Raw genomic sequence first — 20,219 nt, forward strand, 5'->3', positions numbered from 1 at the left:
ATGATAACATTTGCGAAAGCAGTTTAAAAATATCGGTATGCCAAACAAATTCACCCTCGCCGCATTGGCCATTTTACTGGCGGCGGGCGCCTGCAAAAGGGACGAGGCCGGTCCTGTGGAAAAGGACGGAACGCCTCCGGGCGCCGTCCGCAACCTGACCGTGGAAAACCTCCACGGCGCGGCAAGGATCAGCTTCGAATTGCCCGGGGATAAAGACCTTCAGTACATCAAAGCCCGATACACCGCCCCGGGAGGCACGGTGCGCGAAACCCGCGTGAGCCGTTTCAACCGCAGCCTCCTCATGGAAGGGTTCGGCGATACGAATCCCTACACCGTAACGCTTTTTGCGGTAGACAAGAGCGAGAACGTTTCCGCACCAACGGAAATCACCGTCAATCCCCTGGAACCGCCTGTCTGGATCGTGCGCAGAACGCTGGGTATCATTCCCGACTTCGGCGGCGTGAACGTTTCTTTCGAAAACGAAGAAGAGAAAGATCTCGCCATCGTGGTTTTGTCGATCGATTCGCTGGGCCAGTTTTCCCCCCGCGCCACACAATACACCAAACTGAAAAAAGGCGATTTCTCCACCCGGAACATGCCGAACAAACCCACCCGGTTCGGCGTGTACGTGCGCGACCGCTGGGGCAACCTGTCAGACACCCTCCTCACCGAGCTCACCCCGCTTTTCGAAGAGCAGCTCGACCGTACCAAAATGAATGGCGTGATATTGCCAGGAGACGCGCCCATCGGGCACCTTGGCTCCATCGCCGGCCTGTTCGACGGTAACACGCAGGCAGGTTTCTATCACTCTTCAGACGATGCGCGCATGCCGCAATGGTTCACCTACGACATGGGCGTTACCGCCAAGCTGAGCCGGCTGGTGTGGTTCATGCGCCCGGGGTTCTTCTTCAGCCTCCATAACCCGAAAGAAGTAGAGATCTGGGGCAGCAACAACCCCAATCCCAACGGCAGCTTCGACGATAGCTGGGTGCTGCTGGCCCGGTCTACACAGATCAAACCTTCCGGCCTGCCCGAAGGCCAGCTTTCCCAGGCCGACCAGGACGCCGCGCTACTCGGGCACACCGTCACCTTCCCGGTAAACTCGCCGAAAGTGAGATACATCCGCTTCAAAACGCTGAAGAACTGGTCGAACGGTACGTACGTGAATTTCCACGAGATCAAAATGTTCGGAGATACGCATTAATCCATCCCATTAACCAATCAAAATCATGAAAGAGTTACGCATTTCACTGTTAATCGGGATGATCGTTCTGGCCGCCGCATCCTGCTCCAAAGACAAACGCGACGCATATAAAGACTTTATGAAAGGCGGGGAAATCATCTATCCCGGCCGTGCAGATACCGTGCTCGTTAAACCCGGCCTCAACCGGATCAAATTGTCCGTAGTTTTGGGGAACGATCCGCTGGTGAGCCAGCTGCGCGTGTTCTGGAGCAATAACGCCGATTCTGTCACCGTGCCCATAAAGCGCACTTCCGGTATTGATACCATCGACGTGCTGGTGCCGAACCTGAAAGAAGGGAATTATAACTTCGCCGTGTATACCTACGACGATGAAGGCCATGTTTCCATCATGGTCAACGCTTTTGGCGTGGCATACGGCCAGAATTACACCAGCTCGCTGGTAAACCGTACGTTGCGTTCGGTGGAACAGTCGACCGACGGGAGCCAGGTGCTCCTGAACTGGGGAGAGCCGGCCGGCGGGGAACTGGGCACGGAAGTGAAGTATAAAGGCGCCGACGGGGTGGAAAAAACCATCACCGTTCCGTCTACAGAAGCGGTGACCACATTGCCCGATTACGAAAGCCGGTCGCAATTGACGTACCGTTCGCAATACAAGCCCGATACCATGGCGTTCGAGTTTTTCTATCCGCCCCTTTCTTCCGCCACGCTGCCCGTTTTTGAGCGGCAACTGGCAAAATCCGGGTTCAGTGTGCTGGAACTGCCGACCGATGTAAAAAGCAATCACGGCTGGCTGATGCATTACCTGTGGGATGGGAACATCAATTCAGGCTTCGCCACGGCCAACCAGGTGCCGGCGTGGTTCACCATCGACGCGGGGCAATCGGCCGCGCTGAGCCGCATCAAATACTGGCAGGCTACGGACAGGCTGTACAGGATCGAGAACGTGAGAACGTTCGAAGTGTACGGGAGCAACAGTCCGGCGGGCGACGGCAGTTGGGACAGCTGGACCAAAATCGGTTCCTTCGCGTCGGTGAAGCCGTCGGGCAAGCCGGTTGGGGAGAACACGCAGGAAGACGTGGACTTTGCGCTGGCGGGAGAAGATTTCGCCGTTGCCGCAGGCACCGCCAAATTCCGGTATTACCGCTTCAAACTGCTCACCAACTGGGGGAACAGTGCATTTTTTACCATGGGAGAAATATCGTTATTCACGCACGACCGGTAATGCCGGTCTGGATATAGCAACAATCAACAGGAACCACAAACAAGTAGCATGAAACGTTTGATTTTTTTGAGCTTTTTATTCACTTCGGCGGCATCATTTGCGCAGACGGGGGATTTGAAACTGGTGTCTTATCCGGGAAGGATAGAAGAAAGCATCGGGAAGCGCGCATTGGCCAGGCAGATATTGAGCGACAGCCGGCTGGATACCGTGGAAACCCGCGCCCTGCGGATCCTCAACGGGTTCAACGCCGGCAACGGATACGGAGAGATCTGGATCCGCGACCTCAATACCTTCATCACCGGATCGCTGCAAGTGCGCGATAAAAAGGACGTGAAAGAGGCGCTGCTCCTGTTCTTCAAGCTCCAGGGGGCAGATGGAAACATCCCCGACGGCGCCATCGCCAAGAAAGATGCCGCGCTGGCCTACAAATACGCCAGCACAGATCTCGCTCCGGGATGGGTGAGCCACAAGAATACCGTGGAAACCGACCAGGAAACCTCCCTCATCCAGGCCATCCGTAAATACATCGACGCCACCGGCGATAAATCCATCCTCGATGAAAAAGTGGGCGGGCAAACCGTGCTCCTCCGCATGGAAGCCGCGATGAACTTTCTCCTGAAAGAACGCTGGGCCGCGGATTACGGCCTCATCAAAGGCGCCACCACCATCGACTGGGGCGATGTGCAGCCCGAAAAAGGCTGGGGCGTTGCGCTCAACGATAAAACCAAATGGACCATCGATATCTACGACAACGCGATGTTCATCATCGCCCTGAACGATTTCATGACCCTGTTGCCGAAAGGTGACATGCATAAAAAATGGAAACAGACGGCCGGCGATATTAAAAAGAACGTCCGCAAGCACCTCTGGGACGCGGAAAAGAAAAAGTACATCCCGCATATTTACCTCGACGGAAGCCCCTTCCCAGCGGATTTCAACGAAAACGAAATCCTCTATACCGGCGGTACCGCCTGCGCCATCCTGGCCGGGCTGCACTCCAAATCCGAGATCCGCGCCATCAACGACCAGTTCCTGAACGCGGCGGAAAAAGAGAAATTCGCGACGATCGGGATGACCGTTTACCCGCCCTACCCGGTGGAAGTATTCCCCAACATGGCGGCGTACCATTACCAGAACGCCGGCGACTGGACCTGGTTCGGCGGCCGCATGATCCATGCGCTGCACCTCAACGGTTTCAACAATGAGGCTTACGCGGAAATGAGCCCCATGCTCGACCGCGTGATCCAGCACGGGTTCCACGAATGGTACGAAGTGCGCTCCGGCAAACCTTCCGGCTCCGGCGACTTCCGGGGCGAAGCCGGCGTGTTGTATGATGCGATCCAGCTGCTGCGCAAATGGGCGGCCAAAAACCAATAATTAAAGAAAATGAAGATCACAGCGGTGGACATTGGCGGCTCGCACATTACCGTAGCGGCCGTTGATATGGAAAGCAGGACATGTAACGGAGGTTCCCGGATGCAGGTGGATTCCCGGAGCCCGGCAGGCGAAATCCTCGATTGCTGGGCCGCCGCCATCGCCCGGTGCGCAGAAACGCATGATGGTACGCAGATAGCGGTGGCAATGCCGGGGCCGTTCGATTATGCGTCCGGCGTTTGCCGGGTCCGCGACCAGTCGAAGTTCGACGCACTGTACGGTGTGAATGTAAAGGACGCGCTGGCGGAAAGATTACAGATCGATGCCGGCAACATCCTTTTCGACAACGACGCCACCTGTTTCCTGCGCGGACATTACTTCGCAGGATGTTTCCAGGAAAACGAGAACGTGTTGGGACTGACGCTGGGAACGGGTTTTGGATCGGTGATCCGGACTGGAGAAGGGTATTTTTCGCCGGATTACTGGTGCCGGTCTTTCGGGGATTCCATGGCCGACGATTACTTTTCTTCCCGCTGGCTCCTGCATGCATTCGCGGCGCTGGGCGGAGAAAAGCTGACTTCCGTGCGGGAACTGGCTACCCGCGGAAATAGCGGCGAAGTGTTCCGGAAATTCGGCGCGAACCTGGCGGGTTTTCTGTCGGAAGCAGCGCCGGATGTAGATGCCATCCTGCTGGGCGGCAATATCGCAAAGGCGTACCCCTTGTTCGGGGATGCGCTGGAAGCGGGACTGGCCGCGGCTGGAAGGCATTACCGGTTCCAGGTGTCTGCACTCGGCGAAGAAGGCATTTTGCTGGGCGCGGCCGCTTTGCGGGAAAAGGAGCCGGTGGGTTCGGAACGATAAGAAAATGACAATAAAGACCTTGGTTAGTTCAAGCAAATCTTGATTTGGTACGCACGGGCCCTTCTGGGCCCGTGGATTTTTCAGAGACCCGCGCCTGCCGCGGGTTTCTTTTTGCCCTTATTCGGAATCTGTTTCCCTGGGCACCATCAATTCCATCAGCAGGTCTTTGGAAACTTCCTTCCACTCGATCCAGATATGGTCGTGGATGTGCTCGTCGCCCGTCATCCGGTCTGCGATGTCGGATTTGCGTTGCCGGTAGAACGCGATCTTTTGTATCACGCGCCCGGTATCGGTATCCACTTCGCCCTGCATCAAATCGGCATGCACTTCAATTTTCCGGCCGATGTTGATCCGGTTTTCCGTGAGGGTAAGGTGGCCGTTGGGGCCGGAAACTCTGATGCCCGAAGCCTGCAATTCGTCCAGGATGCTGCCGGAATTGTCGTCCTGCCCATCGTCTTCCCAATTACACACGGCGCAGATCTCAAAGTCGCATCGTTCTTGCAGCGTCGGGAAACCACAGCCCGGACAGGTACAAAAGGGAACATCGTTCGCCTGCAGCCAGGTGTCGTAATGCGCCCTGCGGGCGCGGAAAGCCGCTATGATTTCAACGTCGTCCATCCCTTAAAAATACCATAAATATCCGGAAAGGAAGTTTCCCGTAAAAATGAAAAACCCGCGCGGCGCACGGGTTTTTTATTCGATTCGAGAAGGAAAAGTATTTATTCGTACAGCACAAAATTCATCTTGTCGACCCCTGCATTCCCTGTTTTTTCATGCCATGCATGCAACACCAGTTCATAATTCCCGGTTTGTGTGATGGGGCAATCCCCTTCGAAAAGGTTCGCCGAAACGAGCGAAAACTTCACTTCCCGGATCACTTTCCCGTCTTTCTTCAGTACGCCTTTCACTTCCATTTCATCGGAATTCCAGAGGCCGCCTTTGTCGATCACGCAGCCGCACATCATGACGATGTTCGCCTGGAACTGGAAAGGTTTGTCTTTCACGGTTTTTAACGAAATGAACTGATGCGTGCGGGGCCTGAGGATGTCTACGATGAACCCCGGGATTTCGAGGATGATACCGTCGCCCAGCACGTTTTTGCCGGGAAGGAGCCAGAGTTCCGTGCTGACGATCGTTTGCGCCTGCTTCTGGTTGAACGGTGCGATCACTTCGATGTTGACGAACGTGGGCTCGTCGATATCGATGGTCGCTAAAAATCCCGCCGTTTGATCGTCGCAGATAGCGGTGCCCCTGGCCACGGGGTTCTTCATGATCAGCTGCGTGTTCCCGGGCGTGCCGGTGGTTTTCCCTTCCGCGAGGATGCGCTGGTTGGCCTTGTTGCGGATAATAATGTAAGCGCCGCCGAGGGAGCTGCCGATGAATTTGGCGTCCCGCGCTTTGGCCCGCACCATCACTTTGGTTTCGATGGCGGAAGCTGCGAAGGGCAGGAGCAGTGCGATAAATAATGTGAGTGTCTTCATGATATGCTGGAATCTAAGTAAGCTTGCTGGAAGCGGTCGTGAAAAGATCGTGTTTTCAATGCAGCGTCGATTTGGTCGAGGTGGCGGAGGATGGCGAGATCGTCTGCCAGCACCTGCAGGATGGCTTTTTCGCAGCTGTCCCAGATTTTTTCCAGCTGCGGGAGCAGTTTTGCGGCTTTGGGGGACAGGGAAACCAGCTGCTGGCGCCTGTCTTTGCTATCCTGCTTCACCAGCAGGTATTTCTTTTCCGCCATTTTCCGCACCAGGATCACGACCGAGGGGTGCGCATATCCCAACCGCTCGGCGATAGCGGCGATGGGGACCGCTTCGCCGTGGCGCAGCAGCATGAAAACGAGGTACCAGTTCGGTTCAATGTCCAGCCCCTGTTCTTTGTAGAACTTCCGGACGTCGTGCGCGATGCGGTCGCTGATACGCTTCAGCCGGCTGTCCAGCGCCTTGTAACCCAGTTCTTTAATAAAATCCATCTGCATGGCTTTGCCTGTTTGTCAGCGAATGTACGATTATATAGTTAAATATATAGTCGTCTATATAAAATTTTTGGAAAAGGAAAAGGCCTCCTCATGACAAGGAGACCTTTTTTCTATCTGGGCGTACAAAACACTAGGTAGTCTGTTTCCGGGGAGCGAGCAGGAACAGCGCCGCGCCAAGGACAACGATGCCGATCTTGATGGACCAGGCCACCACATCGCCCCACTGATAGATCCACATGAGGATTTTGGGAACACGGTCGAAGTAGCCGGCGGCAATGGATAAAAGGCCGATAATGACGAGGAAGGAGCCGATTTTTTGCATAAAATATGATTGGGAGTTTGATGGAAGGGGTTACGCTTTTGTATCGAGGAAGGGGAATTGCCGTTCGAACATCGCGCCGACTACGGGAACGGGCTTTTGCAGGCCGTTTAGTGCGTTGATGATGCCCAACACCCACAGCACGAGGATCGCGATGTTGGCATATACGACTACTGACAGTGCCGGTACGATCCGCACTACCACATTGATGGCCACGCCCAGGATGATGCTGATGACCGCGATGCCCAATGCCTGCTTCAGATGATAGGCCACGAAAGGATCGCGGGGCTTGTCTTTGTACTGGAAATAGGCGATGAGCCAGCCGATGATGCTGATGTAGGAAATGATCGCGACGGTTTTTCTGTCCATACTGGTTTCGTTTTGATGGTGAATATTTGTTTCCACAAAACTACGCCGGGCAGAGGGGCGCCGATATCCCTGAAAACCGCCATTTTTTCCGCGATCTTACATCAAACCGTATTGCGTCGCCAGTTTGATGACGGCCATCATCGTGCCTGCGTCGAATTTTTCGATGAGGTTTTTCCGGTGGCTTTCTACAGTATGGGAGCTGATAAACAGTTGCTCGGCGATCTGCGTGGTAGTCAGGCCCTTGCTCACGAGCAGCATGATCTCCTTTTCCCGCCGTGTGATCTTGGGGATTTCCGCCAGTTCGCCTTCCTGGATGGTGCTGAGGATATCGCGCGCGGCGCGGCAGAGGTAGGTTTCGCCGTTCAACGCGGTATTGATGGCGGTGATGATTTCTTCCCCTACCGAATTCTTCAGCACATACCCGTTGGCACCGCTGGCCAGGAGGTTTTTGATCACGGGCCGTTCGTTATGCACGCTCAGCGCGATGATGCGGATGTCTTTGTCTTGCTTGCGGACCTGCCGGCAAATATCGATGCCGCTTACGTCGGGCAGGTTGATGTCCAGCAACACCACGTCTGGCGCGAGCTCCGCGATGGCGGCGAGGCCTTCCTGCCCGGTGGCGCAACAACCTGCGATGGTAAAATCTTCCTGCCGGGAAAGCAGGTTCTTCAATCCTTCCATGACGATCGGGTGATCGTCTATCAACAAAACTTTTATCATATCATCAGTTTACGGCACATTCGATCGTAAAAGCGGAACCCGTGCCGGGTGAGGATTCCACTTCCAAAGTTCCCTGTAATATCTCCACGCGCGACTGTATATTGGCCAGTCCCGCGCCTTTGAGCGCATGCAGTTGCGCGGTGTCGAACCCTTTCCCATCGTCTTCCACAACAAGAAAAATCCGGTTGCCACGCTGTTGCAGCTGAACGAGGATTTCCTTTGCTGCGGCGTGTTTTACGGCGTTGTTGACCAGCTCCTGCATGATGCGGTACAACGTCACCTGCCGGCTGGGGCTCATGTCATCGCGGTAATTGAACACCTGGCAGGAAACGGGCACGCCGGATTTTTTCAGTCCGTTGCAGAATTCCCGGATCGCTTCTCCCAGGCCGTAGTTCAGCAATACCTCCGGCATCATGCTCCGGGCGATGCGGCGAAGCTCTTCTACGGCGTTATCGAGATGCCCCATCGTTTTTTGGACCACCGCCTGCTGCGGCGTGGTAGTGGCGGGTTGATGGATGGCCGACAGTTCGATCTTTACGCCAGACAGCAGTCCGCCGAGCCCGTCGTGCAAATCGCGCGCCAGTCGCGTGCGTTCCTGTTCCTGGCCTTCGAGCATGGCGGAAAGCACGGTCATCCGGTGTTCCTGGCTGATGCGGTCCAGCTCCAGGTTGTGCAGTTGTTGCCGTTGCCGCAGGGCTTTCGACCGTTGCTGGAATGCGTAATAGAGGAAAGCGGCGGCCAGGAGCAGCGCCACTGTGAGCACGGCGTAGATTTTGTTCAGTTTGCGGTTGTAGGCGAAGCGCTCACCGATGGTTTTGAGTTCCTGTTCGCGTTGCGTGGTTTTGAAATTGGCGCTGTCGAGGGCTTTTTGCTGTACTTCGGATGCGTATTTCGCGTTGAGCAGGGCTTTATCTTTCACGACGGCGGCGTATTGCGCTTCCAGTAGCTGTTTGTCTTTAATGCCGGAAAGGTACCTGGCCTGGATGAGCTCCCGGTTCCGCTGTTCGGCCAGCAGCTTTACTTCCAGCAGCGCGCGCTCTTTGTGGGCCATTTCGTACCGGGCTTCCAGGTCTTTGGCTTTGTTCATTTTTTCTACGTCGAACAGCTCGCGGTAAAGGTCCATGTACTGTTTGTAATTGAACAGGGCCATGGCGGTGTCGCGTTTCAGCTCGTACGCGTTTGCCAGCACGAGGTACGATTGGGAAAGATTGAATTTGTCGAACAGGGGGTCTTTCATGCTGGTAGCGATGGCGTTGTGGAGGTGCGCGATGGCATCGTTATAGTCGCCCCTGTCCATGGCGATATTGGCCAGGGTGTTGTACACGCCGGCTTCCACGGTGAATTGCCGGGTTTTGCGGCTTTCGTCCAGCGCAATATTGTTGTAATAATCAACACTGTCTTTATTGGCCGCCGTTGCGGGGAAATGGTCGAGGAAGATGTTAGCGATGCCGATGGCGGAAAAGGGAATATTGCTGGGCGTGACGAGCCTGTCGCGGTTGTTGCGCGCCAGGTTCAGGGAGTGCTGCATGTAGAAGAGGGCGGAGTCGAGGGCGGGTTTGCGGGACTCGTCTGTCCGGTAGAGATTCAGGAAATAGCCTCCCCGTTCCTGGGTGGCGCTGATCTTTTTCTCGAGCTCATTCATCCGGAGGGCCGCTTCCAGCGACAATCTCGTGTATTTTTCCACGTTCATCAGATCGTACCATTTGAAGTACACGCCGGCCAGTTCGGAGTACACGGCCTGGCGGTACTTCAGTCCCTCGGGTTCTTTTTCCAATACGTCGAGCGCCTGCTGGAGGGTGCGGATGGCGTCTGTTTCCTTATGGTCCCTGCTTTCCATCCAGCCTTTCATATAAAGCACATATCCTTTGATGAGGCCGCTGTTCGACCGGCGGATGTAAAACTGCGCGCTGTCCAGATACCGGTATGCGGCCTGCGATTCTCCGGCGATGAAGCAGGAAGCGGCCATCATGCCGTAGGTGCGCGCACGGTAGCGGCCGTCTTTCATGGGGGCAGACAGGGCGATGGAGCTACGCAGCACTTCCAGGCCTTCGTTCCATCCCTTATTGAAAAATACCACCTGGCCGAGGCGGTCCATGGCGTCTATCCGCTGCTCCAGCGGCAGGCGGGGCTGCGAAACGATCTTCCGCAGCGAGTCTTCCACCACCTGCGCGTATCCGGCGGCAGACAGCAGGGTGAGGAGCAAAGTATATATGATATTGTATAAAAATCGCATGGTTCCGGTTCAGGTGCAAATTTACTACTCTGCTCGGTTTGAAAATACCGGATTTCAGGGATATTCCAGCAGGGCATTCACTCCTACTTTTGTGATATCAAATCACGAAAAAAATACCGGAACATGAAAAAACTCACGACAATGATGGCCCTTTTCGGATCACTCTTTTTCGCCAGCTGCGGCAACACCCCCAACCCCGTTGAATACAACAACAAACTGATGACCGTGATGAACGAGAACGAAAAACACATGAACGCCATGAACGCGGCCATGACCGGCGACGATTACGCCAAAGCGGAAACCGTTCGCAAAACCTGGTCGGAACAACTCGGCAAATCGATCGGTGAAGTGGAAAAACTGGGCACCATCAAAGAAGACGGCGGCCTGAAAACCGCGGTAACCGAAGGTTTGAAAGGATACAAACAGATCGCCGACGAATCCTACAAACAGCTCATCGAACTGCGCACGAAGGAAAAAGGCGGCGATACCACCGTGCAGGCCCAGATCCAGACCACGCTCGATAAGATCAATACTTCTTTCGAAACCATCGGCGGCAATATCAACAAGGCATCCGACGCGTTCGAGAAGCAAGTGAACAAGCAGTAGTACAGCCATGTCCCTATAGGTTAGAACAGGGGAGCCGCTATGGCTCCCTTTTTTCGTGCCGTCAAAAATTAAAGAAACCATAACCCCCGCATCCCGCAAACCCGCTTAATTTTACACCGGGCGCCCATGCCCTTGCTCAATGGAAACATGCGAACTCACGGATATGGAATTATGGGGCCAGGTCAGGCAAGACGATGGCGCGGCGTTCAGGCAGCTGTTCGACCGTTACTGGGAGCGCCTCTACGTGTATGCCCTCAACCGGATCAAGTCTGAAGCCGACGCGCAGGACGTGGTGCAGGATGTGATGGTCCGCGTCTGGACGCGCCGTGCGTCCATTACCATAGAAACCACGCTGGCGGCCTATCTCCACGCGGCCGTTCAATACGAGACCATCGCGCAGGTGGCCCGTGCGGCCAAAACCGCGGGGCGCAACAGCGAACTGGAACAAAGCATTTTGCCGGACATCACCGCCTTTTCCGATCCATTGCGGTATAAGGAGCTCCAGGCGCTGGCGGAACAGGAGATCGCACGGCTGCCGGAAAAAATGCGGCAGGTGTACCGCCTGCGGCAGGAAGAACATTATTCGGTGAAAGAGATCGCCGGCATGCTCGGCGTGTCGGAACAAACCGTTCGCAACCAGCTGAACACCAGCTACCAGAAACTCCGCAAACAGCTCAGGGAAGCCATCCTCAGCGCCATTTTCCTTTGGTAATAATTTGGTAACATTCCGCGATAGTTGAAATCGATGGTTGGATACGCATATAGTTGGGAACGGAAAATTCCCGTAACGATATGAACGTAGAACAACTCGGAGCAGCGTTTGAAAGGTACCTCGCCGGTACGGCATCCGCGGAAGAAAAGGAATGGATCGGGAAGTGGCTGCAGGAGCGGCCGGAAGACCACCATGCCCTGGAGCCCCATCGCCGGCGGGCGGTCCAGGCCGCCCTTTGGCAATCCGTTTCCCGAAAAGCGGACCTTCCGCTCCGCCCCGTCCGCAATTCCCGGAAATGGCTGGCATACGCCGCTGCCGTGGCTTTGCTGGTAGCCTGCGGTACCTGGGTGCTGCTGTCCAGACAAGCGCCTCCCGCCGCATTCGTCCAAACGATCATCACCCAGCCCGGTTCGCCCAAAACTGTGTACCTGCCCGATAGCAGCGTTGCGCACCTCTTTCCCGGCGCCACGCTCACCATCCCCGATAACTATAATGCAACAGACCGCCGCATCGCGCTGAGCGGAAGGGGCTTTTTCGAAGTGAAGGAAAACCCTTCCCGGCCGTTTTTCGTGCGGGCGGGGAAACTCACCACGCAGGTGCTGGGCACCTCTTTCGAAGTGAAATCGACCGACAGCCTTTCCGCTTCCGTGATCGTTCGCACGGGGAAAGTGGGCGTGGCGTTCGACGGCCAGCACCTGGCCAACCTCACACCCGGCAAGCGTTTGCGCTACAATGCGCGGCAGCACGATTTTATGGTGGATACGGTAGACGCGGCCTTGCTGTGTGAATGGTGGGACCGGGGGATGGTGTTCAACCAGGCGCCGCTCGGCGAAGTGGTACAGTCGATTTCCGACTGGTACAACGTACCCGTCGAAATCCGCAACGCCCGCTGGCAGCAGGAAACCGTGACCATCCGCATCCGTCGCCAGACTTGCACGGAAGCCATTGCGCTGCTGTCTGAAACGCTGGGTTTCCGGTATAAAAAGGAAAACGACAGGATCATCATTTACTAACCGCTCAAAACACCGATCAACCGCATGCTTTAACATCTACCAAAGAAAAAACCGGCCTGCACGAACAGTCCGGTCCATGCCGCAAGGGTATCTCACCACCCGTGCAGCGGCTAAACGCACAGTACTAACATGAGTCTGCAACATTTAATCCATAAAATTATGCAAAACAGGATACTTTGTATCGCTGCATTTATTATCCCTTTGATATTTCCTGGTATTTCCCAGCTCCGGGCCCAGGATATGGCCAAACTGATCCCGCTTCCGAAGCAGGAATTGAAAGGGCGGGAAGTGATCGCCCTGATCGAGCGGTCCGAATCCGTACAGTTCACGTTCGGGAAGGAAGTGAGCGGGCGGCTGGAGAAACCGGTCCATTTCCGCAGTGCGAGCCCTTCGGTGAAGGAAGTCCTCGAAACCCTGCAAACCACGCTGGGCATCACGCATAGCGCCAGCGACATGGGCGCCGTGATCCTCAAACCCGGTGCGCTTCCCGAAGCGCCGGCACCCGTGGCCGCGGCTGTTCGGGCCGACGGGCGCATTTCCGGGAAGATCATCGACGAATCGAACGGTGAGCCGTTGCCTTTCGTGACGGTGCGCATCGGCAGCAAGGGCACTACCACCAAAATCGACGGTTCCTTCGTGCTCAGCCTGCCGCCGGGAAAATACGAAGTGGAGATTTCCTCCATCGGCTACGGCACCAAGCGCGTAACGGGGATCGAAGTGAAGGATGGACAAACCTTCGAGCTGAACGCCACCCTGAAACGCCAGAAAAGCACGCTGAGCGGGGTGGTGGTGACATCTTCCGCGGGAAAGGAATCCGTGGCGTCGCTGTACGCGCGGCAGAAGAACGAAGCCGGTATTTCGAACGGGATGAGCCGGGAGCAGATTTCGGCGCTGCCAGACAAAAACGTTGGCGAAACGTTGAAACGCATTTCCGGCGTGAGCACCAACGACAACCGCCGGGTGGTGATCCGCGGCATCGCGGAGCGGTACAACCTGGCGATGATGGACGGCGCCATTCTCCCTAGCACAGACGTACAAATCCGGGATTTCGAGTTCGACATCATTCCCAGCAATCTCATCGATAACGTCGTTGTTTCCAAAACCGCTACGCCGGACATGAGTTTCGGGTTCGGCGGCGGACTCGTACAGATCAATACCTTCGCCATTCCCAACGAGAATTTCACGACGGTCAGCATCGGCAGCAAATACATCTCCGGCGTTACCGGGAAGGAATTTCTCGGGTACGGCCGCGGGAAGAACGATTATCTCGGATTTGACGACGGCAGCCGTGAGCACTTCCCCGACAACATGATCCTGTTCGACGGCCGGAATTACGACCCCGCCAACCCCAACGCAACGCCCGCGCCCGGGGTGACGCTCATTACACCGGCGCAGGTGGCCGAACAGAATAAAAGGATCGGAGGACTGGAGCGCCTGGGCACCCGCAAATACACCGCCGCTCCGGGACAGAATTACCAATTCAGTCTGGGGCGGAGCTATAACGTGAAGAACAGCCGCATCGGGTTCGTGGGCTCCGTGAGCTACCGCAATGAGCAGTCGATCGACGATGTTTCCCACTTCGAGCGGGGGAACTGGGAGAAGCTGAACAACCGCGTGTACAACGCCGTTACCGGCGAAGAAGAAGAGCCTACCTACGCCAACTACTACAATTTCAGTACTGCCTGGGGCGCGTTGCTGAATGCCGGTTGGAGCGCGAAAAACCACAAGATCACGGTGCGCAATTTCTACTCACGTGTGTTCAATAATCAGTTTTCCCGGCTTGTGGGATGGGGGAACGAGATCGGGTACGGCGATATGCCTGCAGTAAGGGAGTACGATCGCCCGAAGTTCCTCGATATGATACAAAACCGCATCAACGGCGACCATACTTTCGGGAAATTCCGGTTTGAATGGAACGTGGCGCGCAATAAGGTCACCAACCGCGAGAAAGACGCGGTGGAAGCCTGGCTCATGCCCATCCACACCCTCAACGGGATGATGTACAACATAGTGCCCACGGCCATCACGAACCCGGGGACCGGTACCTTCAACCGTGCGCAATATCTCTACGAAGAAACCAACCGCATCGCCGAAGGCGCCCTCAGCTATCAAACCCAACTGTTCGGCCAGAAGCAGATCGCGAAGGCCGGCGTACAGTATATGGACAGGCATGGTTATTATGACTGGATGGTGTTGCCGATCGGCGCGCTGCTGTCGTCTAACGGACTGTATGGCTATGCACCGGTGCAGGAATGGAACAAATTCCTGGAATACAAAGACCCGCTGAACGACCTGCTGTATTACCCCGCCGCGTTCTCGCGCAGCGGGTACGAGGGCAAGAACACCAATAAGGCCGGTTACTTCATGCTCGATAACCGGTTTACGGACTGGATGCGCCTGGTATGGGGGCTGCGCGCCGAATATTATAATTACGAAAGGATCAGGAACGGGGCCAATGACCAGCAGATCAACAACCTCATCCTCGAAGGGGAAAGGGTACGGTACATCGACCCCGAAACCGGTAAAGTCGTAAGCGCCTTCGCCGATCCTGTCAACGAAGAAAAAGCCTGGCGCTATTTGCCGTCGGCCAGCCTGACGATCAGTCCCACCAGGGATTTCAACATCCGCGCCGCATACGCGCAAACGGTGGTGCGCCCCTCGCTGATCGAGAACTCCCGCATGGTCCGTTACGACCCCGCCATCGCGGCCTACCGCATGAACGAAGGCGTATTGTCTACCCTCATCGACCACTACGACCTCCGCCTCGAATGGTACCCCAGGCCCGGCGAAGTGATCTCCTTCGGTTATTTCTACAAATATTTCGACAAGCCCGTGGAAATCTACCGCGACCAGCCCGACGCTACCGGCCGTATTTATGTCAAAACCAACAACTCCGAATGGGCCAAAGTGAACGGCTGGGAATTCGATATCCGCAAGAGCCTCGGGTTCGTGTACCCGCAATGGAAATTCCTCCAGGATTTTTACCTCAGCGGCAACTTCACGCTGCAAAACTCTACCGTTCAGGCGGCGCAATTCGGCGGACAAACCCTCATTACCAATAAATACGGCTACGAATACCGCTACCGCACCAAGCAGCAACTGAAGGAGAAGCGGCCGCTTTACGGCCAGGTGCCCATCCTCTACAACATCGCCATGCAATACGCAGGTAAACGCCTCGGCGCCAACCTGGCTTTCAACCACATGGGGTACAAAACCTTCACCACCGGCCTTACCCCCAATATCGTGGAGTACGAACGCCCCCGCGACCAGCTGGACGCGCAAGTGAGCTACGCCTTCCTTAAAAGCAAAAAACTGATGGTAAGGCTGAATATGAGCAACCTCACCAACAGCGCGTACCGTTTCTACATCAATAGCGACGATACCTACAAGTACCTCGACAAATGGAAGGGCATGGCCGGCTCGGCCATCACCGCTACCGACTGGAACGAGATCTACGAATGGAAATACGGCTTTTCGCAGAAATATGAAGCCGGATACCTGGAAATGACGGAAGACGGAAAGCGGAAACGCAGGATCGGCGACCAGGACACTTTCATCCGGAAAGTGGGCACTTCGTTCAGCTTGTCTGTCGGCTATACATTTTAATTTTTTTGCGCAACAAAATGCAAATTATGAAAACGAAACATATCGGTTTTATCCTGCTGGCGGCCATGGCGATCTTTGCGGCGGCCTGTGATAAAGGGGACGATTTCCTGTACAAGGAAAAAATGCTGTCTTTTGCTTTGTCTGGCTACAACGGCAGCGGCCAGGACCTCGAAGTACAGATCGATACCCTCCAGAAAAAGTTTTATCTCTCCAACGGGAAATTCAATGCCAATGCGGCTTATACCTTTCCTGAAGGTAAAAGCACCGTGCATATGACGGTGAGGGAAAAGTCTGGGAAAGTGGTACTGGAAAAGGATGTGAAGAAAGAAGAGGGCACTTTCAAGCTCAATTTCTTTTACCTGAATGGACAGGTGGGCGACATGCCCGCGCCGCCGCCGTTCGAAGAAGGGAAAATCAAGCTGAAGTACATGTGGATGCCGACACAGACGAAATATACCGGCCCGGTGGATATCGCCGTGGGCAAGTTGTATTTCCTGCCGAAAGTATTCGAAGAGCTGGCCCGTGTGAAAAACGTAAAGCCCGGCGAATTCTGTGAAACGATCTCCATTGATCCCTTCCCGACGGCAGGGCAAACCTACAACGGGCAGCCGACCCCGGTGCTGTTCGTGATCTACATCTACAAAGCCGGCACCAACGAGTTTTACACGAACGGTACTGGCTATGATTGGAGCATCACCACTACCGCGCCGAAACCCGCAGCCAACGTGGCTTCGACGAGGATGTTCATTTTCTCGGAGAACCCGGCGGGCTCGCTCATGGCATTCGTGAAGAACCTGGAAATATAAAACCGAACATCATGCAAACGTTTATCAAGAATAGAATTTTCGTCCTGCTACTGGTATTGGCGCCTTTTGCGATGGCATCCTGCAACAAAGACGATATTAAAATGGAAAGGGCCATGCAGGTTATGGTGACAGGATACAACGGGTCTGAACATGCCTTGCAGTTTTCCATCGACACTACTGTTTTCGACGTGAGCGTCAAGAACGGCGACTATATCGTTAAACCCGCTTCCGTGCTGCATTTCTACGCGATGTACAACTATCCGCAGAGCCGGAAGAACAAAACCCTCGTGATTACGGATACCGTGACGAAAGCGGTGATCTTCCGGCAGGTGCTGCCCGAGTCCGGCTCCAGGGCGCATTTCAATTTCGTGTATATCGACGGGAAGGAAGTGCCTTCGCAACCGCCTGCGGCCGATCCCAACACCAATAAACTGGGTTTCTTCGCGCGCAACCCGGGCAGCAATGAGCCGATCGACATCTTCCTCTACCGGACGGAAGAGAATGGTAACGAGCACCGCGCCTACCTCGCCAAAAACGTGCGGCCCAATAGCTGGACGTACGTCGATTACCTGGCGGCAGAGAACTTCACCACCAAGGGTATGCTCGACAAAGCGTTCATTTGTTTCACCAAAGCCGGGACCACAGACCAATGGGCCTTCCAAAACGATGAAACGCAGAGCCGTATAGCCGCCTCGGGGCTGTACCTGCCGCTGGCCGGCGAAAAAGGCCTGGTGCAGCAGTATTTCTTTACCCCGGGAACGTGGGCGCTGGAGGTTTCGCGGATGTTTTTCGTCCCGGACAGGGCCCGGTAACATTGTTTCCTATATATCCTGAAAGGAGCCGCCGCGAGGCGGCTTTTTTTGTTGGAAAGCAGCGAATGTGGATTTGAGTATATTTGGATGTGATCGCATAGGTTATCAAATTTTTGCAGGATGAACGACATGTACCCTGAACTGGAAGACTACATCTTTAATTATTGTTCCTCGTTCTGGACGCCGGAGGAAGGGAAAGCATGGAAAACGTATAACGTCCAGGTGAATGCGGGGAGTTCCGAAAGCGTCCGTAACAGGGCCGTTGAAATGGGATGGATCAGCCAGGATCCCGCGGTGCTGGCGTTATTGGCGGATGGTTATCCTGCCTTTCGAAGCAATGTTGCCAGACGGATCTGGACCGAACATCGCGATGAACTGGAATTAAATTATTGTTCGTCGTGCCGGAAGATCGCGCGCACCCCGCTGGCAAAGCAATGCCGGTTTTGCGGGCATGATTGGCATTGAAGCGAAGCATCAATGGTTCCAGACCGGCATGCTCACCCGCCTACGCACCCCGGGAAACCGTGGGAACTGCTGCTACATATCGCGGTTTTCTAACACATTACGGCTGTCGAACATTTCTTGTTGCCTGATTGTTAGTAAAATGTACCGTACCGAAGAGTATGGTACAACCTTTGTAACAATATGAATCTTAATCCTTTTGTATGAAAATTATAGGAATATCGACGGCGGTCGTAGCGATCGCCATCTTCGGCAGCAGTTGCGTCAGCAACAAGAAGTTCGCCGCATTGCAAGGCACTTACGGTGAATTACAGAACGACTACAAGGCACTGAACGACAAGTACCAGGATTGCCAGCGCGAAATGACCGGCTCCACCACCCGTGTGCGCAGCCTGGAAGAGCAGATCGCGCAGCAGCGCGCCGGCCTTCGCTCCCTGCAGGACGCGCTGAACAAATGTCTGAACTCCTCCAGCCAGGGGAATGTGAATATCTCCAAACTGGTAGACGAGATCAACGCATCCAACCGCTACATCCAGCAACTGGTAAACTCCAAGAACAAGAGCGACTCCCTCAACATGGTGCTCACCAACAACCTGACCCGCTCCCTCAGCCGCGAAGAAATGCGTGATGTGGACGTGCAGGTACTGAAAGGTGTCGTGTACATTTCACTGTCCGACAAAATGCTTTACCGCTCCGGCAGCTACGAAATTTCTCCCGCCGCCGGCGAAACGCTCAGCAAAATCGCGAAAATCATCACCGACTACCGCGATTACGAAGTGCTGATCGAGGGTAATACGGACAATGTGCCCATTAGTCAGAAAAACATCCGCAACAACTGGGACCTCAGCGCCCTGCGCGCTTCGTCTGTTGTACAGGCCCTCCAGACCACTTATGGTGTGGACCCCAAACGGCTGACCGCAGGTGGCCGCGGCGAGTACAACCCCATCGCGTCCAACGACGCGGAAGAAGGACGTTCCCGCAACCGCCGCACCCAGATCATCATCACGCCGAAGCTCGACCAGTTCATGGAGCTGATCGACAAGGCACCGGAAAAAGCGGATTCGGTATCTCCGACCGGCCAACCGGTAACGGGTTCCTGATCCCGGTAAACGAACTTTTTACAGGCCCGCGCAAGAGCGCGGGCTTTTTTATTTCCGACCGGCAAACACCGGCCCGGTTGCAAAATCCGGCTTAATGCCTTACCTTGGTAACATCTTTTTAGAAGCGATTCATCCGCCCCTTATCAACCAACTAACGAGCATGACCGGGAATTTGCACACGCAGGAGTATTGGAACCAGCTACGGGACGGGAATACGGATGCATTGTCCGCTTTATACCAGCTGCATTACATAGGATTGATCAATTACGGGGTAAAACTCACCGGCGACCGCGATCTCGCCAACGATTGCTTTACCGCCGTGCTGCTCGACCTTTGGGAAAAGCGCCACACGCTGCCCGAGGTCGCCAATGTGCGTGCATACCTCATTACCTGCCTGCATCGCCGGATCATGCACGAGATCGCTTCCGGGAAGAAGCGGCAGGAGCGCCACCTGGCAGTTCCGGATGGTCAGGAGCCCGAATGGTCGCATGAAGATTACCTCACGGCCATCGAAGGGAACGATGCGTTCACCCAGGCGTTTTCCCACGCTTTCCGCCGACTCACGCAGCGCCAGCAGCAGCTCTTGCGGATGAAATTCTTCGATGATCTCGACTACGACCACATCGCCCTCACCTGCGGCATTACCAAGCGGACCGCCTATAATATTATACACGATGCCCTCAAACAGTTGAAGAACGAGCTGAAGGGGCATGTACAGCAATCGGGGCTACCCATTGAAGCCCTCATCTCCGCGGCATTGCTGCTGATTTTGCAATAGCGGAAAAAAAATTAACATTTTCATAGTAAATCGATGTGATCTGCTCCTCT

At 55.0% G+C, this 20,219-nt stretch carries 20 protein-coding genes; 13 read left to right on the plus strand and 7 right to left on the minus strand.

Annotated features, from left to right (window positions below; all coding sequences use genetic code 11):
• Positions 1-37 precede the first annotated feature (37 nt).
• From WJU22_RS09880 to WJU22_RS09895, 4 genes are read left to right on the plus strand one after another with little or no spacing between them, the layout of a single operon-like run.
• Positions 38-1,204 (plus strand): DUF5000 domain-containing lipoprotein, encoded by a 1,167-nt coding sequence (locus tag WJU22_RS09880; protein ID WP_341843072.1) that lies wholly within the window; start codon positions 38-40, stop codon positions 1,202-1,204.
• Between the two features lie 25 nt (positions 1,205-1,229).
• Entirely contained in the window at positions 1,230-2,426 is a 1,197-nt protein-coding gene (locus WJU22_RS09885; RefSeq protein WP_341843073.1) for a DUF4998 domain-containing protein, read from the plus strand.
• Positions 2,427-2,474: 48 nt separating this feature from the next.
• Entirely contained in the window at positions 2,475-3,803 is a 1,329-nt protein-coding gene (locus WJU22_RS09890) for a hypothetical protein (protein WP_341843074.1), read from the plus strand.
• A 9-nt stretch (positions 3,804-3,812) separates the two neighbouring features.
• Complete coding sequence (locus tag WJU22_RS09895) at positions 3,813-4,661, plus strand: ROK family protein (protein WP_341843075.1); 849 nt, start codon at positions 3,813-3,815, stop codon at positions 4,659-4,661.
• A gap of 117 nt (positions 4,662-4,778) precedes the next feature.
• Here WJU22_RS09895 and WJU22_RS09900 read toward each other — a convergent pair whose 3' ends face one another.
• The 7 genes from WJU22_RS09900 to WJU22_RS09930 form a co-directional block, all read right to left on the minus strand.
• Positions 4,779-5,279, minus strand: coding sequence for a CPCC family cysteine-rich protein (locus tag WJU22_RS09900; RefSeq protein ID WP_341843076.1), 501 nt, complete (start codon positions 5,277-5,279; stop codon positions 4,779-4,781).
• 101 nt (positions 5,280-5,380) lie between these two features.
• Complete coding sequence (locus WJU22_RS09905; RefSeq protein ID WP_341843077.1) at positions 5,381-6,142, minus strand: hypothetical protein; 762 nt, start codon at positions 6,140-6,142, stop codon at positions 5,381-5,383.
• On the minus strand, positions 6,139-6,627 hold the full coding sequence (locus WJU22_RS09910) for a MarR family winged helix-turn-helix transcriptional regulator (protein ID WP_341843078.1): 489 nt from the start codon (positions 6,625-6,627) through the stop codon (positions 6,139-6,141). Before WJU22_RS09910 ends, WJU22_RS09905 begins: the two co-directional genes overlap by 4 nt.
• 136 nt (positions 6,628-6,763) lie before the next feature.
• The gene (locus WJU22_RS09915) at positions 6,764-6,955 is read right to left on the minus strand and encodes a hypothetical protein (protein WP_341843079.1); all 192 of its coding nucleotides are present in this window, start codon (positions 6,953-6,955) and stop codon (positions 6,764-6,766) included.
• Between the two features lie 30 nt (positions 6,956-6,985).
• Positions 6,986-7,321, minus strand: a complete 336-nt coding sequence (locus WJU22_RS09920; RefSeq protein ID WP_341843080.1) for a DUF4870 domain-containing protein — start codon at positions 7,319-7,321, stop codon at positions 6,986-6,988.
• 96 nt (positions 7,322-7,417) lie between these two features.
• A complete protein-coding gene (locus tag WJU22_RS09925; protein WP_341843081.1) occupies positions 7,418-8,041 on the minus strand; it encodes a response regulator transcription factor in 624 nt (207 codons plus the stop codon).
• Positions 8,042-8,045: 4 nt separating this feature from the next.
• Positions 8,046-10,274 carry a sensor histidine kinase gene (locus tag WJU22_RS09930; protein ID WP_341843082.1) on the minus strand — a complete coding sequence of 743 codons (2,229 nt, stop codon included), beginning with the start codon at positions 10,272-10,274 and terminating at the stop codon, positions 8,046-8,048.
• Positions 10,275-10,397: 123 nt separating this feature from the next.
• On the opposite strand from WJU22_RS09930, the gene WJU22_RS09935 reads away from it, so the two are divergent.
• The 9 genes from WJU22_RS09935 to WJU22_RS09975 all read left to right on the plus strand — a co-directional run bounded on the left by WJU22_RS09935 (position 10,398) and on the right by WJU22_RS09975 (position 20,169).
• A complete protein-coding gene (locus WJU22_RS09935) occupies positions 10,398-10,880 on the plus strand; it encodes an LIC11966 family surface protein (RefSeq protein WP_341843083.1) in 483 nt (160 codons plus the stop codon).
• A 139-nt stretch (positions 10,881-11,019) separates the two neighbouring features.
• On the plus strand, positions 11,020-11,592 hold the full coding sequence (locus WJU22_RS09940) for an RNA polymerase sigma-70 factor (RefSeq protein WP_341843084.1): 573 nt from the start codon (positions 11,020-11,022) through the stop codon (positions 11,590-11,592).
• Positions 11,593-11,672: 80 nt separating this feature from the next.
• Positions 11,673-12,605, plus strand: a complete 933-nt coding sequence (locus tag WJU22_RS09945; protein ID WP_341843085.1) for a FecR family protein — start codon at positions 11,673-11,675, stop codon at positions 12,603-12,605.
• A gap of 240 nt (positions 12,606-12,845) precedes the next feature.
• Positions 12,846-16,211, plus strand: coding sequence for a TonB-dependent receptor (locus tag WJU22_RS09950; RefSeq protein WP_341843086.1), 3,366 nt, complete (start codon positions 12,846-12,848; stop codon positions 16,209-16,211).
• A gap of 26 nt (positions 16,212-16,237) precedes the next feature.
• A complete protein-coding gene (locus WJU22_RS09955) occupies positions 16,238-17,017 on the plus strand; it encodes a hypothetical protein (protein ID WP_341843087.1) in 780 nt (259 codons plus the stop codon).
• A gap of 11 nt (positions 17,018-17,028) precedes the next feature.
• The gene (locus tag WJU22_RS09960; protein WP_341843088.1) at positions 17,029-17,829 is read left to right on the plus strand and encodes a hypothetical protein; all 801 of its coding nucleotides are present in this window, start codon (positions 17,029-17,031) and stop codon (positions 17,827-17,829) included.
• 120 nt (positions 17,830-17,949) lie between these two features.
• On the plus strand, positions 17,950-18,294 hold the full coding sequence (locus WJU22_RS09965) for a hypothetical protein (RefSeq protein WP_341843089.1): 345 nt from the start codon (positions 17,950-17,952) through the stop codon (positions 18,292-18,294).
• 200 nt (positions 18,295-18,494) lie between these two features.
• Positions 18,495-19,391, plus strand: a complete 897-nt coding sequence (locus tag WJU22_RS09970; RefSeq protein ID WP_341843090.1) for an OmpA family protein — start codon at positions 18,495-18,497, stop codon at positions 19,389-19,391.
• A 160-nt stretch (positions 19,392-19,551) separates the two neighbouring features.
• A complete protein-coding gene (locus WJU22_RS09975) occupies positions 19,552-20,169 on the plus strand; it encodes a sigma-70 family RNA polymerase sigma factor (RefSeq protein ID WP_341843091.1) in 618 nt (205 codons plus the stop codon).
• Positions 20,170-20,219: the final 50 nt, after the last annotated feature.

The sequence above is a fragment of the Chitinophaga caseinilytica genome (assembly GCF_038396765.1).
Classification (GTDB): domain Bacteria; phylum Bacteroidota; class Bacteroidia; order Chitinophagales; family Chitinophagaceae; genus Chitinophaga; species Chitinophaga caseinilytica.

Excerpts from the sequence above, each read along its gene's own strand:
- WJU22_RS09925 (WP_341843081.1), bottom strand. The coding sequence starts at position 8,041 with ATGATAAAAGTTTTGTTGATAGACGATCACCCGATCGTCATGGAAGGA.
- WJU22_RS09940 (WP_341843084.1), top strand. The coding sequence starts at position 11,020 with ATGGAAACATGCGAACTCACGGATATGGAATTATGGGGCCAGGTCAGG.
- WJU22_RS09950 (WP_341843086.1), top strand. The coding sequence starts at position 12,846 with ATGGCCAAACTGATCCCGCTTCCGAAGCAGGAATTGAAAGGGCGGGAA.
- WJU22_RS09960 (WP_341843088.1), top strand. The coding sequence starts at position 17,029 with ATGCAAACGTTTATCAAGAATAGAATTTTCGTCCTGCTACTGGTATTG.
- WJU22_RS09885 (WP_341843073.1), top strand. The coding sequence starts at position 1,230 with ATGAAAGAGTTACGCATTTCACTGTTAATCGGGATGATCGTTCTGGCC.
- WJU22_RS09890 (WP_341843074.1), top strand. The coding sequence starts at position 2,475 with ATGAAACGTTTGATTTTTTTGAGCTTTTTATTCACTTCGGCGGCATCA.
- WJU22_RS09945 (WP_341843085.1), top strand. The coding sequence starts at position 11,673 with ATGAACGTAGAACAACTCGGAGCAGCGTTTGAAAGGTACCTCGCCGGT.
- WJU22_RS09915 (WP_341843079.1), bottom strand. The coding sequence starts at position 6,955 with ATGCAAAAAATCGGCTCCTTCCTCGTCATTATCGGCCTTTTATCCATT.
- WJU22_RS09905 (WP_341843077.1), bottom strand. The coding sequence starts at position 6,142 with ATGAAGACACTCACATTATTTATCGCACTGCTCCTGCCCTTCGCAGCT.
- WJU22_RS09935 (WP_341843083.1), top strand. The coding sequence starts at position 10,398 with ATGAAAAAACTCACGACAATGATGGCCCTTTTCGGATCACTCTTTTTC.
- WJU22_RS09965 (WP_341843089.1), top strand. The coding sequence starts at position 17,950 with ATGAACGACATGTACCCTGAACTGGAAGACTACATCTTTAATTATTGT.
- WJU22_RS09970 (WP_341843090.1), top strand. The coding sequence starts at position 18,495 with ATGAAAATTATAGGAATATCGACGGCGGTCGTAGCGATCGCCATCTTC.
- WJU22_RS09895 (WP_341843075.1), top strand. The coding sequence starts at position 3,813 with ATGAAGATCACAGCGGTGGACATTGGCGGCTCGCACATTACCGTAGCG.
- WJU22_RS09975 (WP_341843091.1), top strand. The coding sequence starts at position 19,552 with ATGACCGGGAATTTGCACACGCAGGAGTATTGGAACCAGCTACGGGAC.
- WJU22_RS09930 (WP_341843082.1), bottom strand. The coding sequence starts at position 10,274 with ATGCGATTTTTATACAATATCATATATACTTTGCTCCTCACCCTGCTG.
- WJU22_RS09880 (WP_341843072.1), top strand. The coding sequence starts at position 38 with ATGCCAAACAAATTCACCCTCGCCGCATTGGCCATTTTACTGGCGGCG.
- WJU22_RS09920 (WP_341843080.1), bottom strand. The coding sequence starts at position 7,321 with ATGGACAGAAAAACCGTCGCGATCATTTCCTACATCAGCATCATCGGC.
- WJU22_RS09910 (WP_341843078.1), bottom strand. The coding sequence starts at position 6,627 with ATGGATTTTATTAAAGAACTGGGTTACAAGGCGCTGGACAGCCGGCTG.
- WJU22_RS09955 (WP_341843087.1), top strand. The coding sequence starts at position 16,238 with ATGAAAACGAAACATATCGGTTTTATCCTGCTGGCGGCCATGGCGATC.
- WJU22_RS09900 (WP_341843076.1), bottom strand. The coding sequence starts at position 5,279 with ATGGACGACGTTGAAATCATAGCGGCTTTCCGCGCCCGCAGGGCGCAT.